The organism is Bacillus cereus group sp. TH152-1LC, assembly GCF_027710505.1.
Lineage (GTDB): Bacteria > Bacillota > Bacilli > Bacillales > Bacillaceae_G > Bacillus_A > Bacillus_A mobilis.
The window spans coordinates 62,033-76,215 of the sequence record NZ_JAQFNK010000023.1; the positions used below are offsets into that span (position 1 = coordinate 62,033).

The window sequence follows — 14,183 nt, forward strand, 5'->3', positions numbered from 1 at the left end:
AACAATCGTGAATTAGAATAATGATTTAATACTTGCTAAAACAGTAAGTACACCTACAATAATAACAAATACGTTACTCATTTTCCCTTTGTATTTAGCTAATACTGGTACTTTTTGAATCGCATACATCGGTAATAGACATAAGATAGCAGCAACTAATGGACCACTTAGAGAATCAATAAGTCCAAGAATACTTGGATTTGTATAAGCAACAAACCAGCATGATAATACAACAAAAGTAAGGACGATTGTCTTAATTGTTTTTTCTTCAATAACTTTTCCACGTGATTTACCGAACTTAATAATCATGTCACGCATTACTTCAAATGCTCCGATATAATGGCCAAGGAAAGATTTTGTAATAGCCACAAAAGCAATGATTGGAGCTGCAATCGTGATTACAGGTGAATTAAGCTCATTAGCAAGATATGAAAGAATTGATAAGTTTTGCTCTTTCGCCATTTTTAAATCCTCTGGAGTCAAGCTTAATGTACTACTCCAAACGAAGAACATAACTACAGCGAATGTCATGATATAACAAACTTTTTGTATTTGCGCACATTTAGCATCAGTAGCTTCTATGCCATACGTAGCTCTCTGCTTCACAACAAATGATGAAATCATAGGTGAATGATTAAATGAGAATACGATGATTGGTAGAATCAACAATATCGTTCCAAAATACCCTGTTCCTGTTGAAGCAGTAGAAACAGCTGAGAAGCTAAGCATTGACGTATTCCACTGTGGAATTAAAGATATTGCGATAAACAGTAGAGAAGCTATGAAAGGATACACTAGCATACTCATGATTTTTACAGTAATATCTTGACCAAAATTCAATATAGCGATCAGACCAAGAACTAATACAAGTGATAAAATAGCTCTTGGAGGCTCTGGCATGTGCAATTGATGCACGATAAAACTACTTGCAGTATTTGTAAGTGCAACCGAATACATTAGTACGATTGTATAAATTGAACCGAAATATACGATGTTAAAAATGATACTTGCTTTATTTCCGAAATACTCTCTAATTGTACCTGTGATCCCCTCATCAGCTGAATTAGAAGCGTATATCATTTTCGCAAGCGCCCTATGTGAGTAATACATAACTGGATATGCAAGCAATGTAATTAGTAGTAATGATAATAATCCACCTGAACCTGCATTAATCGGTAAAAAGAGCACCCCTGCTCCAATTGCAGTTCCAAATAGGCTCAATGCCCATGTAGTATCCTGCTTATGCCACTTTTTCGGATCTGCATATTGCTCATTTTTTAGTGCGGTATTTTCAGCTTGAACTTCTATTTTCTTTGCAGTATTCCCGTTCATATAATAGCTCCCCCTTGTATTCTATTCTAGCGTCTCTCTTTATCGCTAACGAACATTTCCTTTTTTCGGAAAATGAATTCCTTACAAGTTGCCCTACATTGTATGTCCTTCATCAAAATGAATCCTAATTGAAACACTCGCTAGTTAGCGTCCTAATATAATTGTTAGCGTTCACAAAATTGTTTACTCGTAATATCCGCTCTTTATATAAAGACCGCTTAAGAGAACAATATAGAATAGACTTCATATAATACGTTGCAACATTTTTAATAACAGTGTATTACTTTAATGGTTTCTCTTTTTTACTTTTAACAGTAATTTTAGCTAAACCAGCCTCTCATCATTTGTGAGGCATTTCTTTCTCAATTCTATACATCACTTTAATAGCTTCGGCAGCATTTATGGTATTGATTACACAAGCCACTGAAGCACTTTACATACATTTCGCCTCTAACCACACACCCTTCTTACTAATAATCGCATTTTTTATATTTTCTCCAGAGATAATAAAATTTCTCTCGACGCCCTCATTATAACGTGTATATTTATAAAATTAATATTTTTATATTTTCAGAAATATTAATTGGATATAATTTTACATGGATAATATTTTACAGTTAGCACAAAACCCTTGTCCCTATCACTTAAAACAAAATTGATCAGCAAAAAACACAGTAAAATATTGTTTATCTAAGTTACTCATTTTAAAAATACTTATATATTTCTTTACCGAAAAATTTTATTTTGATTTAAAAAAGATATTCTAGTAAATGATTAATGTGGTTAAAAAGAAATATCTCTTCAAATGTATAAACCGATTTTCAGGATATACATTACAGATATTGCATTCATATACATTTTTAACTTGATCGGTAACGAGAGAACCGCTAACATTTTTGCTAAACAAAAAAGTAAAATAAGCTGCCCATATGGACAGCTTATTTGTATCATTATTAGGAGTGGACAAACAAATCACTTCAATGTCATCTTAATTTTAGTTTTTTCAACTCTTCTTCAGGGATATTTCTATGTTTGTATTGAATGGATTTTATTTCATTTCCTTTTAGATGATATTATTGATTATTACACGATTCAACCTACTCAAAACGAATAATATAATTTTTAAAATCCCTCATTAACTAGCTCTCTTATCGAGTTTAATTTTGCAGAAAGCTCAATAAACCATTCTTCATCCCCTGTTAATAATGCAAGATCTATAAGATAAAGGATTTGCTCCTTATTTATTACCTTTGATTCAGGGAGTTTGTTAACGTGTTTACTAAAGAGTAAAATCGCTTCGTTCATTGTGTACTTGTCGTCACGTTTCACAATGCTAACTGTAACTACATCCTCCACTTCATCAAGTGCTACAATGTAACCAACTATGAATTCACCCTCATTTGATATTCCACGAACCCAATCTCCCACTTTTAAAACATGATTATTATTTGACACCATACCTTTTCACCTTCTTATAAGTATTTTTTGTAACGTTAAAAACTAACTGTAACTGTAATCATTTTCATTACAGTTGTTTTTGAAGAACTCACGGCTACATAATAATTAGGCCGCTTAACGTTCTTGATTAATAAGGTCAACAACTTCTTTCATTGTATAATTCTTTAAATATTCACCTAGATGTTCTTCCGCACCTAAGAAAATAGCAAAAAGAACTTTCCGCATATTCGAACCTACAATACACTGATCATTTGATTCTGGACACTTCGGTTGCAATGCACCTTCAGAGGTTATTTGATAAATATTCCAAAGATTAATTTCACTTAAATCACGGGCAAAAATAAAACCTCCACCCGTTCCCTCTTTTGATTGTATAAACTTATGTTTTTTTAACAAACTTAGCACTTTGCGAATGCGTACGGGATGAACACCTGCACTTTCTGAAATAGCATTACTTGTTGACATCCGATCTGACTGTAAAGCTAAATAAGTTAAACTGTGAATGGCCAAGGTAAAGTCGCTGTTCATTATTGTCCTCCTACGATAAAAAATATGATTTCTCGCTTAGTAACATACTGTAGCCATAAATATTACATATAGGTTAGTCAAACGTTAAAATATATAAGAAGCATGCTTAGCATGAAAAAATAAATCCCTTTATATTCTATCAGAACTCCCCTATATCTCCTAACTTCATTTAACTTTTTAAGTTGCAAATAAATTTAAACAGTCCACTGTTTCTTAACTTGTTCTTCTGCCAATTGTTTAATTTTTGTCCAAATCGTATCTTTACTCACAATAACATTTGTGTGATAGTTTCTATCTTTATAATTAACCGTAACACATACTTCAATCACTTTTATTTCCTCCTTTCAAAATATTACTTATTAATTAGCCATTTTTTGCAATTCCATATTCAAAAATGTTCGAACGCTACGCGGTAAAAATTTTCGAATTTCATCCTCGTTAAAACCAACCTGTAATCTTTTTTCGTCCAGCATAATTGGACGACGTAACATTTGAGGATACTCAATTATTAATTTATAAAACTCATTAAGCGAAAGCGCCTCAATATTTATATTTAATTCCTGAAAAGTTTTAGATCTAGTTGAAATAATTTCAGTAGCACCATCTTCAGTTAAACGAAGAATGGATTTAAGTTCATCAACTGTAAGCGAATTTGATACGATATTTTTTTCGGTATAATCAATTTGATGTTCTTCAAGCCATGCTTTTGCTTTTCGGCATGAACTACAGCTTGCTGTCGTATATAAAATCACCATATTTTACACACACCTTTACTTTTTAAAATTATTATATAGATTATTGAAATGTATTAAAAAAAATTACAGTTTAGAATGAAATACACGTTATATTATTTATTCGAGAATATTTAATTTATCTGTTTTTTACAAACGATGGCAACTCACTTCTAAAAACTATACTGTAATTTTAAACTTTACAGTTCAATTAATCAACTGTTAAGTCTTGGATACATTCCATTAGGGAACAAATCATTTTCTTTTGTACGATTGTCCCATAGTGTTACAGCTAACCACTTCTTTAAAGTACATTTTATCCCACTATTTGAGTGCACCGCCTCAAAATTTGGCAAGAGCAAAAAAGCAAAGCGCGCACACTTTGCTTCTTACAAAATCCCTTTTAACTTTTTACCAATTAACCCCGCTAAATATTCATAACCTTGTCGGCCAAAATGTAAACCGTCTTTTTCATCATCTTCTACAAATCTTTTATAATTCTGTTCTTGAATCATCTCAGCATATAAGTTTAGAAAATAACTTCCTGTTTCCTTCGCCACTTCCTCTACTACGTCTGCATACTGACCAAGTACTTTATTTGTTCTATTATGCTGACGTTCTTCATCAACTGGCGCAGGACTAATAAGTAATACTTTTTCTGGTGAAATCATACTTACAATCTTCTCTAAATTGGCTTTGTATACTTGTAATGGCACTGGATCAAATAATACCGAATCATTCGTACCAAGAAAAACTGTTACAAAGTCTGGTTTATAGGATAGTACATCATCTTCAATCCTATGTAACGCATCGAAAGTATTATCACCCGGAACACCCGCATTTACTACCTTCCAATTTAGAAACATCTCTTGCAGACGCGGTGTTAACCTCGGCGTTCCATCAAAAAACATTTCATCAGCTGTAATACTATCACCAAAGCATACTAACGTTTTCATAGAGCTAATTCTCCTTTTACGTACGAAATAATTTTCCTTCTACCGCCTTAACATATCTTTCAGCAGAACGTTCCACTGCCTCATTAGCATTCTCTTTCACTACCCCGTGAAAAGCATTATATAAACGGTTAAATTGCAACGGCTTCACTCGATTCGCCATTTCCTCCACTTTTCTTGCTGGCAATGGAATTAAGTTCGGATAGCTGTACATGAAACTTACCCACTGCTGATCCGCTACGACTTGAATAATATCACCTGTTAATAAAATACCTTTCCCGTCATTTCCTTGTTCCCAATGTAATACAGAACCGCCGCTAAAATGTCCTCCGAGACGATGAATAGTAATTCCGTCCGCTAATTGTAAAGACTCGCCAGACCAGTAAATAATACGACTACTCGGGCGTACTACCCACTCTTTATCGTCTTCATGTATATAAATTGGTACATCAAACGTTTCTGCCCATTCTACTTGCGTTGAATAATAATGAGGATGAGACAGTGCAATCGCATCTAACCCGCCCCACTCTTTTACCTTCTCAATTGTCGTTTCATCTAAATAAGTAATACAATCCCATAAGAAACAATAGGAATCCGTATTTACGACAAATGCCGTTTGACCAATCGCAAATTCCGGTTTTGTCGTAATGCTATAAAGTCCATGCTCTTCTTCTATCATTTCATTTTTATAAATACCACTCGTTTGCAAGTTTTCTAAAGTCGTCCAAGACTGCCCTTTCGGATTCACATATTGTCTCTCCTCATCACAAATAACACAACTTACCGGTTCATCCACACTTGCTGCATACTGTACGCCGCACGTTGTACAAACGAAATTTTTCATCATAATTCCCCCTATCCCTATATTTTTATCCCGCATTAATGGGCAGTAAGACCCCCATCTCAACATTCAGCAAAAGCAAAGAAGTTAGGTGGGGCATCAACTGCCCATAAAAGCCCGATTGGTGAGGGCTGATAATCAGTGGAGGATGAAGAATCCCCACTGATTAAAGTTTCACTTTATTAAGCTGTTTTTTGTTGATAGTGATCTACTTTTTTATTTTCGATTAATAAACCTATTAGAGTCAGTAAATAGACAGCTGTAACTGACAATGGAATGACAGTAAATCCATTGTCTGCAAAAAGAATTCCGCAAACCGACGTTACGAATACAGTCCCTATTGACAATAAACCATAACTTTTACTTTCATAAATCCATACGTACGGTACAAAATGAACACCTATTAACATCGCTACTACGAAAGGTAACCACTCTGGAAATTGAAAATAGGCAAGTAATACAAACGGAATATTTAATACATTTATCCCGCCAATTAATCCAGCTAAAGTCCCTAGCGGATTTCCTTTCGCAAACATATCAATTTTCAATATAGCAGCAATCATTAAGCCGAAAGGAAACACACAACCCATACCAATTAAATACACCCACACAACTTGCTTTTCAGAAAGAAGAATACCCGTTACACTCGCTACAATCCAAAATAAAATACCAGCTATTATAACTGGAAATCCTCTTTTTGTTCTTTGTGCTAAATCTCTTTTTGCTTCTGCTATGTTCATTTCATTATCTCCCCCCAACTATTTGTACTATAAAGCCGGATTGATTTCGTCCATCCAATAACGCCAAGCTACTAAATAATCTTCTAAATCTTTCGGGTGGTGCCTCAAACATGTATCTATACGCAAATATAATCCTATGACTATTTCCTCGTACAAATCTCGTTCTTGTTTATGAAATACACATTGTTTCATCACATAATCAATCGTTTCTTTCGTTATATCTTCCGGAGTTGAACAGAACGCGTAAATTAAGTCATATAAAGGATCTCCAAGCACTGGTAACGGATCAATTACTCCATGTAACCTATTTTCTCGAAATATAAAATTATGAAATCCGAAATCACCATGTAATAAAAAGGGCTGATTTACTCCGGCATCCCTATTTGCTAGTTTAAGAACTGTTCTATACTCTTTCTCACTTATGTAACGTTTTACATTTCCATAAGCTTCCATCACATTTGTCATTAAAAATTCATTCCAAGATTGAACCGGATTTTCTTTCCAGCCCCAGCCATCTGCCTCTGGAACAATTTTATACTTATTAATAACTTCTTTTACAAGTGTACGAAGCGTACTTCGTTTATATCCTCGTTCGCACGAAGTTCTACCTTCAAGGAAAGAATACACAATATATGTATGTAAAGGTTCCTTATACAAAAGCTTTGAAAATAATGTATTCCCCTCATAAAAAGAAAGAAAATGAGCTTCTTCACGTATTACTTCTGCTTCATTCTGTTTTACAACATATTTTTCGTCCAACAAATATACTGTGCTTATCGTTCCTCCGTTCAGCACTTTTACGTTATTTGGATCATGTGAAATAACTTTCTCCTTAACGAGTTGTGCCGCAATTATTGAAATGTCCATTCCCTCACCCTTTAATTCCGAAGATTCCCTCAATTCAAAAGACAACTTTACTATTATTTGACAAACAAATAAGAAACCCCTTCCAAAATCTTAATATAACAAAAATTCATTTACTTTTATATTTCAAAAATAGGGAAATACTAACAACAACGTTACATACATATAGGAGGACAATATGAAACCTGAATTTTTAAAAGCGGTACATGATGCCATTGGAAATGTCGAACACATTCATATAGAAGAAAGCGGCGCTGACAGCTTACTTATCCATCATGATGATGCACAGCAATTACAACAAGTCGCTAAAACGTTAGAAAACAACAATTTCCGCTCTGCTTTAAGAACAACTGGAGATGCTTCGTATATTGAAGTATTGAACAGATAATGAAAGTCCGGATGTATTCTGGGCTTTCTTTTTTATCCAATTGTACTTATGTGTAGCAAACCCTTTCATATTCTCCAGGAAAATCCAAATAGTTATTGAATACTTATAAAATCATACTTTACCATTTCAATTCCCCCACACCCGGCTCAATAAACTTCCCTGAAACATCCTCATTTGAATCGATTACCCAATCATATATATTTTGTGCTCCTTCAGCCGGAGTCATATTCGCATCAAAGGCACCAATGTCAGTCTTTAATTTTCCAGGATGAATTGCCGTTACACGAATTCCTTTACTTTCAAACTCTTGTTGTAAGCAGAGTGTTAACATATTTTGTGCTGCTTTAGCAATTCGATAGGAATAGGAGAACTGGCCTTGTGGAAATTCTTTGTTCGCCATTTTATATAATGATCCTAAGCGAGAGGACACATTTATTATTCTCGGATGATCCGATTTCTCTAAAGATACATATGTACCTTTTACAGCTCGAATTACACCTAAACAATGAATATTAAATAAGTCCGTTAACTCTTCTGAATTCGTACGTAAAACCTCAGTCTCCTTTCCAGTAATGCCAGCGTTATTTATAACTAGATCCAAATACTCTGTATATTCTTCGAGCTGGTTCTTAATTTGCTCCGTACTCTCATCAATCGATAAGTCTGCCAATATAGGAAAACATCTACAACTAAACATTTGCTTCAATTGCGTTACCGCAGCCTCAGTTCTAACTAACGGATAAAGGACATGCCCATTTTCATGAAATATTTTGACTAGCTGTAACCCTAATCCGCGATTTCCACCTGTAATTAAAACTCTCATATATCCATCTCCTTATTTTTAAAATAAATAAGAAAATCCATCCACTTACCATTCTCTAAAGAAAACGCCTTTCTCTTACATTCAAAAGAAAAACCTGCTCGTTCCGCAAGGCGAACGGATGGCTCATTATCAACATGTATATGTAATTCAATTCTTTGAAAATGAAGACTACTAAAAAATAATGATAACGCAGCTTTCACACTTTCAATACCATATCCATTTTTCCAGTATTGATTATGTATGGAATACCCCATCATCGCCCATTGATAATCCATACGTAAAATTTTTATTAGCTCTAGCTTTCCAATATTAGCTCCGTCTTCTTTACGAAAAATACCTAATACATACATCTCATCTCGATGTGCTGCTTCATCAAAACCTCTTATCCATTCCGTGAACCATTCTTTCGTTGAAGACGACATGTCATGATAGCCATCATCGTATTTATACTGAGCTGGTAACCGCATTTGGAATCCATCTAGCCAACTTTTATAATCTTCTTTTTGAAACGGACGGATACTAAGTCTCTCTGTCTCTACTTGTAATAGCGGCAGCTTCATTTATATCTCTTCCTTTAATTATTGATTGAATATTCTTTATTATCTTACACAAAATACAAAATCTAGTAAATTATTATGTTTTTGATAAACAGATCCCTGTTAAACTACAATGTCAATTTTTGAGACATACAAAAAGGAAACCCCGTTCTGAAGGGTTTCCTTTTTCCATTACACTACCAACTGTTATCTATGATTTAAAACGGTATATTCTGTCTTTAATATTCCATAAACATCAACATCTTCATATGTATTTAATAAAAGTCTATTCTGTCTCAATGTGCCTTCTTTACGCAAACCCGACTTTTCTAACACCTTAATCGATGATCTGTTTCTGGAAATAGCAGATGCCCAAATTTTGTTTAGACCTAATTCAATAAAGCCAAAATGAATCATTCTATTTACTGCCTCGGTTGCAAAACCCTTGCCCCAATAATTCTTACCAATCCAATAACCAAGCTCACCTCTATTGTTACCTTTGTCAATTCTTAGTGTAATTGTACCTACAATTTCTCTTGATTCTTTAGAAATAATTCCTAAAGGATATTCGATTCCTTGCCTTATAAGTTCTGGTTGCATATCAACCCAATCTTGCGCGAACTCCAATTTATATGGGTGTGGAAGCCCAAGAATATTGGCTAATTCCTTGTCATTAGCTAATTCTTTAATTCTATATACATCATCATTGGTAAAAGGTTCTATACATAAATGCTCCGATTCTAATTTTATAGCCACGTTTTCTCCCCCTTGTACTGAAATTAATTAACTTCCTTTATTTTCAATATTACACTAAAAATAAACAAAAAGTTTCAAATATTAACAATACCCACTAACAGAATCATAAACAAAAAATCCAGTTATGCTTTGTACATAACTGGATTCCTCATCATCTAATCGCTTTTTATTTTACAAGTACATCTTCTCTTAATTCCCTCTTCAGCACTTTCCCTAAAGCATTTTTCGGTAATTCTTCCATAAATACAACTTCGGGTATTTTATAACTTGCTAGTTTCTCTTTACAATGCTGTATAATTTCTTCCTCCGTTAAAGACGTTTGCGTATCTTTTACAATGTACGCTGTCGGAATCTCTCCCCAAAAGTCATCTGGAACTCCAACTACTGCAACTTCTAAAACACCATGTAGTTCATGAATGACATCTTCTACTTGATCTGGATATACGTTGTCACCACCGCGTATGATAACGTCTTTATATCTTCCCATAATGTGTAGGAATCCGTCATCATCTATCATGCCAGCATCGCCCATGTTAAACCAATTATCTTTCACTACCTTTTTTGTCGCCTTTTCATTATTCCAATACCCTTTAAACATGTATGGACTTTTCACATGAATCTCGCCAACTTCATTTGTTGTTAGTTCATCACCTGTTTCTGGATGAATAATTTTCAGCTCTACATGTTTCAAAGTTTTCCCTACAGAAGACATCTTTTCTTTTCCCATCAGTGGATGCCATGAAGTGACAACCCAACCTTCTGTACTCCCATAGCCTTGCACCATATATATTCCTTTTTCCATATATTTTTGAATAAGTGTTTCTGGCACTTTTGTACCACCACTTTGCGCTACTTTAAAAGTTGAAATATTACGTTCTTTTTTATTTAGCTCATCAAGCATGTAGCTATACACAGCTGGGAACGCAAGCATCGTCGTAATTTTCTCTTCTTCAATCTTATCCCAAATAAGAGTAGGATTCGAATCAGCTAAGAAAATCATCGTAACACCATGATAAATGCAATTTAAAATAGAAAGCACGCCACTCATATGGAACAATGGATGCACGGATAAAAAGCGTTCACCTGCTGGAATTTCTCTTTGGCCCGCAATTTCAGCAAAATAATGATGTAAGTTTTTATGTCCAATGACACATGCCTTCGCCTGTCCAGTCGTTCCTGAAGTAAATAAGTAAATCGCATCATCATCTTCATGAACTTCTACATTCGGCTCTGTAATTGACTGTTTTTGTAATGTTACTTCAAATGAACCAAAGCCTTCTTTTGTCGTTTTAATTACATAAGGAATTTCTTTAACAGCATCAATCTTTAAAGCTTCATGGAACTCTTCATCAATAACTAACACTTTTAATTTTGCTTCTTTTACAATCGTTTCTAATTCATACGCAGTAAGCTGATGATTTAGTGGAATACACACAGCTCCAATTTTTAAACTTGCCATCATAACACTTGGAAATGGATGATTATTTTTGCATAGTATTCCAATACGATCTCCCCTTTGTACACCGCTTTGTAATAAATAGTGTGCAAGCTGATTCACTCGTTCATTATACTGTTGAAACGAATACCTTTTCTTTCCGCCTACAAGCGCTTCCAAATTTGGTGACTGCATTGCTCTTTTTTGTAATAATTTTTGCATCGTTCTCAAGTAAAACTCCCCTTTATATATGTTAGGTTTTTTATTTTATCAGATTAACTATTAATTTACTAAAGATTACACTTAGTGAATATAAAATTAATAAAATAGCCATCTACTTAACAAGTAAATGGCTATTCCCTCTTATATATTAGAATACTGCTTATTCATCACATATCGTACATACTCCGGTGCGCTTTTATCAATCTCTTCATCACTTAATTTATATTCAGCACCGTATAAATAAAACGAAGGTATAAATTTCATGTCTGTATATAAGCATGTAGCTTGAAATGGTTTCGTCAACTCACCCATCGTAATTCCGCTATTTTCATAGTCTTTTTCTAATCCACCTATAGAAATAGCTAGACCAAACTCTTTCCCCTTCACTTTATCTCCTTTTGATCCATAAGCAAATCCATATGTTAGTACATCGTCAAACCATTTTTTTAATAATGGTGGTGAGCTGTACCAGTATAGCGGAAATTGAAATATATATCGGTCGTGTTCTACTAACAGCTTTTGCTCTTCTTCCACATTAAACTCCCAATTCGGTGCCACTTTATACAATTCATGCACCGTAATCTCATCCGAATGTTTCTCAAGTTCTTCAATCCATCTTTTATTAATTTTTGATTTTTCAATATCAGGGTGTGCTACAATTACAAGTGTTCTCATCATTTCCCATCCCCTTTTCAAATTATTCAATCCTTTACGTATTAGTATGAGTGAGTCACATATAATTGAAAAGTACGTACTTTAAAGTGCTATAGGAACCTTAAAGTACCTGTGGAGGTGTTATATGAATCAAAATGAAGACTGCCCAATTGCAACGACACTCGATGTTATCGGTGGAAAATGGAAAGTTCATATTTTATGTGTTTTGATGGATGGAAAAATGCGAACAAATGAAATCCGGCGAGAAATTCCAAACATTACACAAAAAGTTCTGACACAACAACTTCGGCAACTTGAAGCTGACAGGATTATCCATCGTACTGTATATCAAGAAGTACCACCAAAGGTTGAATACACAATAAGCGAATACGGGAAATCTTTAATGCAAATTATGGATGAACTATGTGAATGGGGAAAAGATCATCAAATGAAAAGATTACATGACTAAAAAAACGTACCCATTTCTTTACATACTAATGGGAACGGCACATCACTATCAAGCTAACAAAAAGACCTTAATAAGAAAACTTTCATTTTTATAGTCCATTTATAATTTAGCTTGATAGTGATACGGCAAGACCCAAATAAAGAAATACATTAGACCAATAGAAAAACAACAAATACGACTAACGTTACTAAAAAAATTATAGTTATTGAAGTGCTTTCTTTTGAAGTCTAAACAGTCACCCTTTAAGCCAAGCTTAATAAGATCGCTTTTGTACGATTATCCGTTACTTCATAATAAATTTCTAACCCTTTCCGAGTACCTGTAACAACTTTAGTAGCTTTTAGTTTTGATAAATGTTGACTAATTGTGCTTTGAGGCATTTGTAACATTTCATACATTGTCGTTACGTTAATAGGACCTTTTGCAAGCATTATTTTTACTAATGATAAACGGACCGGATGCGCCAACACCTTTAATACTTCAGTGATTTCTTCATACATTTCTTTCATATTTTTTCTCCCCTTTTATATAAAGTGAAACTTTAATCAGTGGGGGTTTTCTTCATCCCCCACTGATTATTAGTTGAACCAATCGGGCTTTTATGGGCAGTTGATCCCCCGCCTAACTTCTTTGCTTTCGCTGAATTTTGAGGCGGGGGTCTTACTGCCCATTAAAGCGGGATAACTTTTAATGATATCCATATATATAATTCGAAAGGATATACGATTTTATGTCCGTCATTTTAAAAAAATATTAAAAAGTCCCTTCAGATGGAGAGAATCCCCCTATTCTATAGATGTTTCTTTCACTCGATATTATGTGGTAGGGGCCTTCCTTACTGAGACCCTCTACCATTGTTCCCTTGCTGGGGCCCATTATTCCCTTGCGATTCTCTTCCGTTGTCCCCTTGACCATTTCCGTTATTCCCTTGCGATTCTCTTCCGTTGTTTCCTTGACCATTTCCGTTGTCCCCTTGACCATTTCCGTTATTCCCTTGCGATTCTCTTCCGTTGTTTCCTTGACCATTTCCGTTATTCCCTTGTGATTCTCTTCCGTTGTTTCCTTGACCATTTCCGTTATTCCCTTGTGATTCTCTTCCTTTGTTTCCTTGATCATTTCCGTTATTCCCTTGTGATTCTCTTCCGTTGTTTCCTTGCTGGTGCCCATTATTCCCCTGTGGTTCTCTTCCGTTGTTTCCTTGCTGATTTCCATTATTCCCTTGCGAGCCTCTATCGTTGTTTCCTTGCTGATTCCCATTATTTCCTTGTGAGCCTCTTCCATTGTTCTCTTGCTGGTGCCCATTATTTCCTTGCGAGCCTCTTCCGTTATTCCCTTGCTGGTGCCCATTATTCCCTTGTGGTTCTCTTCCGTTGTTTCCTTGCTGGTGCCCATTATTCCCTTGTGGTTCTCTTCCGTTGTTTCCTTGCTGGTGCCCATTATTCCCTTGTGGTTC

17 protein-coding genes and 1 pseudogene are annotated in these 14,183 nt (G+C 34.7%); 2 read left to right on the forward strand and 16 right to left on the reverse strand.

What is annotated here, in order from left to right; all coding sequences use genetic code 11:
* Nucleotides 1–12: 12 nt before the first annotated feature.
* From PDL00_RS29270 to PDL00_RS29310, 9 genes are all read right to left on the reverse strand, one after another.
* Complete coding sequence (locus tag PDL00_RS29270) at nt 13–1,332, reverse strand: aromatic amino acid transport family protein (protein WP_098095126.1); 1,320 nt, start codon at nt 1,330–1,332, stop codon at nt 13–15.
* A 1,122-nt stretch (nt 1,333–2,454) separates the two neighbouring features.
* On the reverse strand, nt 2,455–2,790 hold the full coding sequence (locus tag PDL00_RS29275) for an IDEAL domain-containing protein (protein ID WP_242256005.1): 336 nt from the start codon (nt 2,788–2,790) through the stop codon (nt 2,455–2,457).
* 114 nt (nt 2,791–2,904) lie between these two features.
* Nucleotides 2,905–3,318, reverse strand: coding sequence for an Rrf2-family transcriptional regulator SaiR (gene saiR, locus PDL00_RS29280; RefSeq protein ID WP_270733067.1), 414 nt, complete (start codon nt 3,316–3,318; stop codon nt 2,905–2,907).
* Between the two features lie 194 nt (nt 3,319–3,512).
* The gene (locus PDL00_RS29285) at nt 3,513–3,647 is read right to left on the reverse strand and encodes a BA3454 family stress response protein (protein ID WP_000573513.1); all 135 of its coding nucleotides are present in this window, start codon (nt 3,645–3,647) and stop codon (nt 3,513–3,515) included.
* Nucleotides 3,648–3,677: 30 nt separating this feature from the next.
* Complete coding sequence (gene spxA, locus PDL00_RS29290; RefSeq protein WP_000236195.1) at nt 3,678–4,073, reverse strand: transcriptional regulator SpxA; 396 nt, start codon at nt 4,071–4,073, stop codon at nt 3,678–3,680.
* Nucleotides 4,074–4,438: 365 nt separating this feature from the next.
* A complete protein-coding gene (locus PDL00_RS29295; RefSeq protein WP_270733069.1) occupies nt 4,439–5,005 on the reverse strand; it encodes an SGNH/GDSL hydrolase family protein in 567 nt (188 codons plus the stop codon).
* A 16-nt stretch (nt 5,006–5,021) separates the two neighbouring features.
* Nucleotides 5,022–5,846 (reverse strand): hypothetical protein, encoded by an 825-nt coding sequence (locus tag PDL00_RS29300; protein WP_270733071.1) that lies wholly within the window; start codon nt 5,844–5,846, stop codon nt 5,022–5,024.
* Nucleotides 5,847–6,025: 179 nt separating this feature from the next.
* On the reverse strand, nt 6,026–6,583 hold the full coding sequence (locus tag PDL00_RS29305) for a DUF7010 family protein (protein WP_270733073.1): 558 nt from the start codon (nt 6,581–6,583) through the stop codon (nt 6,026–6,028).
* A 27-nt stretch (nt 6,584–6,610) separates the two neighbouring features.
* On the reverse strand, nt 6,611–7,450 hold the full coding sequence (locus PDL00_RS29310; protein WP_270733075.1) for a phosphotransferase family protein: 840 nt from the start codon (nt 7,448–7,450) through the stop codon (nt 6,611–6,613).
* A 175-nt stretch (nt 7,451–7,625) separates the two neighbouring features.
* On the opposite strand from PDL00_RS29310, the gene PDL00_RS29315 reads away from it, so the two are divergent.
* On the forward strand, nt 7,626–7,835 hold the full coding sequence (locus PDL00_RS29315) for a hypothetical protein (RefSeq protein WP_000801653.1): 210 nt from the start codon (nt 7,626–7,628) through the stop codon (nt 7,833–7,835).
* Nucleotides 7,836–7,953: 118 nt separating this feature from the next.
* Here PDL00_RS29315 and PDL00_RS29320 read toward each other — a convergent pair whose 3' ends face one another.
* The 5 genes from PDL00_RS29320 to PDL00_RS29340 form a co-directional block, all read right to left on the reverse strand.
* On the reverse strand, nt 7,954–8,658 hold the full coding sequence (locus PDL00_RS29320) for an SDR family NAD(P)-dependent oxidoreductase (RefSeq protein ID WP_270733078.1): 705 nt from the start codon (nt 8,656–8,658) through the stop codon (nt 7,954–7,956).
* Nucleotides 8,655–9,218, reverse strand: coding sequence for a GNAT family N-acetyltransferase (locus PDL00_RS29325; protein WP_242255992.1), 564 nt, complete (start codon nt 9,216–9,218; stop codon nt 8,655–8,657). The genes PDL00_RS29320 and PDL00_RS29325 overlap by 4 nt, the downstream gene beginning before the upstream one ends.
* 183 nt (nt 9,219–9,401) lie before the next feature.
* Complete coding sequence (locus tag PDL00_RS29330; RefSeq protein ID WP_242255990.1) at nt 9,402–9,950, reverse strand: GNAT family N-acetyltransferase; 549 nt, start codon at nt 9,948–9,950, stop codon at nt 9,402–9,404.
* Between the two features lie 166 nt (nt 9,951–10,116).
* Nucleotides 10,117–11,616 (reverse strand): class I adenylate-forming enzyme family protein, encoded by a 1,500-nt coding sequence (locus PDL00_RS29335; protein ID WP_270733083.1) that lies wholly within the window; start codon nt 11,614–11,616, stop codon nt 10,117–10,119.
* Between the two features lie 132 nt (nt 11,617–11,748).
* Entirely contained in the window at nt 11,749–12,282 is a 534-nt protein-coding gene (locus PDL00_RS29340) for an NAD(P)H-dependent oxidoreductase (protein WP_242256043.1), read from the reverse strand.
* A 124-nt stretch (nt 12,283–12,406) separates the two neighbouring features.
* Between PDL00_RS29340 and PDL00_RS29345 the strand changes: the two genes are divergently transcribed.
* Nucleotides 12,407–12,730, forward strand: a complete 324-nt coding sequence (locus PDL00_RS29345; RefSeq protein ID WP_001072997.1) for a winged helix-turn-helix transcriptional regulator — start codon at nt 12,407–12,409, stop codon at nt 12,728–12,730.
* A gap of 242 nt (nt 12,731–12,972) precedes the next feature.
* Here the strand turns inward: PDL00_RS29345 and PDL00_RS29350 are convergent, their stop codons facing one another.
* Both PDL00_RS29350 and PDL00_RS29355 read right to left on the reverse strand, forming a co-directional pair.
* On the reverse strand, nt 12,973–13,239 hold the full coding sequence (locus tag PDL00_RS29350; RefSeq protein ID WP_071736354.1) for an ArsR/SmtB family transcription factor: 267 nt from the start codon (nt 13,237–13,239) through the stop codon (nt 12,973–12,975).
* A 326-nt stretch (nt 13,240–13,565) separates the two neighbouring features.
* Nucleotides 13,566–14,183 (reverse strand): annotated as a pseudogene (locus PDL00_RS29355) (hypothetical protein); the annotation flags it as partial.

What these genes read in the sequence shown, in the direction of transcription:
- saiR (WP_270733067.1), bottom strand. Translation starts at nt 3,318, where the DNA reads ATGAACAGCGACTTTACCTTGGCCATTCACAGTTTAACTTATTTAGCT.
- PDL00_RS29315 (WP_000801653.1), top strand. Translation starts at nt 7,626, where the DNA reads ATGAAACCTGAATTTTTAAAAGCGGTACATGATGCCATTGGAAATGTC.
- PDL00_RS29295 (WP_270733069.1), bottom strand. Translation starts at nt 5,005, where the DNA reads ATGAAAACGTTAGTATGCTTTGGTGATAGTATTACAGCTGATGAAATG.
- PDL00_RS29320 (WP_270733078.1), bottom strand. Translation starts at nt 8,658, where the DNA reads ATGAGAGTTTTAATTACAGGTGGAAATCGCGGATTAGGGTTACAGCTA.
- spxA (WP_000236195.1), bottom strand. Translation starts at nt 4,073, where the DNA reads ATGGTGATTTTATATACGACAGCAAGCTGTAGTTCATGCCGAAAAGCA.
- PDL00_RS29310 (WP_270733075.1), bottom strand. Translation starts at nt 7,450, where the DNA reads ATGGACATTTCAATAATTGCGGCACAACTCGTTAAGGAGAAAGTTATT.
- PDL00_RS29305 (WP_270733073.1), bottom strand. Translation starts at nt 6,583, where the DNA reads ATGAACATAGCAGAAGCAAAAAGAGATTTAGCACAAAGAACAAAAAGA.
- PDL00_RS29325 (WP_242255992.1), bottom strand. Translation starts at nt 9,218, where the DNA reads ATGAAGCTGCCGCTATTACAAGTAGAGACAGAGAGACTTAGTATCCGT.
- PDL00_RS29300 (WP_270733071.1), bottom strand. Translation starts at nt 5,846, where the DNA reads ATGAAAAATTTCGTTTGTACAACGTGCGGCGTACAGTATGCAGCAAGT.
- PDL00_RS29350 (WP_071736354.1), bottom strand. Translation starts at nt 13,239, where the DNA reads ATGAAAGAAATGTATGAAGAAATCACTGAAGTATTAAAGGTGTTGGCG.
- PDL00_RS29345 (WP_001072997.1), top strand. Translation starts at nt 12,407, where the DNA reads ATGAATCAAAATGAAGACTGCCCAATTGCAACGACACTCGATGTTATC.
- PDL00_RS29340 (WP_242256043.1), bottom strand. Translation starts at nt 12,282, where the DNA reads ATGAGAACACTTGTAATTGTAGCACACCCTGATATTGAAAAATCAAAA.
- PDL00_RS29270 (WP_098095126.1), bottom strand. Translation starts at nt 1,332, where the DNA reads ATGAACGGGAATACTGCAAAGAAAATAGAAGTTCAAGCTGAAAATACC.
- PDL00_RS29275 (WP_242256005.1), bottom strand. Translation starts at nt 2,790, where the DNA reads ATGGTGTCAAATAATAATCATGTTTTAAAAGTGGGAGATTGGGTTCGT.